Source organism: Nonomuraea maheshkhaliensis, from assembly GCF_039529435.1.
In the GTDB taxonomy this organism is placed as follows: Bacteria; Actinomycetota; Actinomycetes; order Streptosporangiales; family Streptosporangiaceae; genus Nonomuraea; species Nonomuraea maheshkhaliensis.
Genome location: NZ_BAAAMU010000331.1, coordinates 1 through 673 on the forward strand (window position 1 = coordinate 1; position 673 = coordinate 673).

The 673-nt window shown below is 67.3% G+C and carries 1 protein-coding gene; it reads right to left on the reverse strand.

The window, feature by feature from the left end:
- Positions 1–673 (reverse strand): AMP-binding protein (locus ABFX54_RS56700; RefSeq protein WP_346115628.1); only part of this gene is annotated, 673 nt, incomplete at both ends.

The window sequence follows — 673 nt, forward strand, 5'->3', positions numbered from 1 at the left end:
GCGGCCAGCACCTCGGTGACCTCACCCGGCTCCACCCGGAAACCCCGGATCTTCACCTGATCATCGGCCCGCCCGGCGAACAACAACTCACCCTCGGCGTTCCAGCTCACACGGTCCCCGGTCCGATACATCCGCTCGCCCACCTCGAACGGACACGCCACGAACCGCTCAGCACTCAACCCCGCACGACCCGCATAGCCACGAGCCAGCTGCACGCCCGCCACATACAACTCGCCCACCACACCAGGCGGCACCGGCGACAGGAACTCATCCAGCACATACGCCCGCGTGTTCGCCACCGGCCGCCCGATCGGCACCGACGACCCCTCCCCATCAGCCTCGCATCGGAAGGCGGTCACATCGACCGACGCCTCGGTGGGCCCGTAATAGTTCTCCAGCCCCACCCCACCCAGCACCTCGAAGAAGCGCCGCACCAGGTGCGCCGGCAACGCCTCACCGGAACACACCACCCACCGCAGGCCATCACAACCAGCAGCCGCCGGCTCGGCCAGGAAGACCTCCAGCATCGACGGCACGAAATGCGCCACATCCACCCGCTCACGACGAATCAACTCAGCCAAGTAAGCCGCATCCCGATGCCCACCCGGCCGCGCCAACACCAGCACCCCACCCCACAGCAGCGGCCAGAAGAACTCCCACACCGACACGTCAA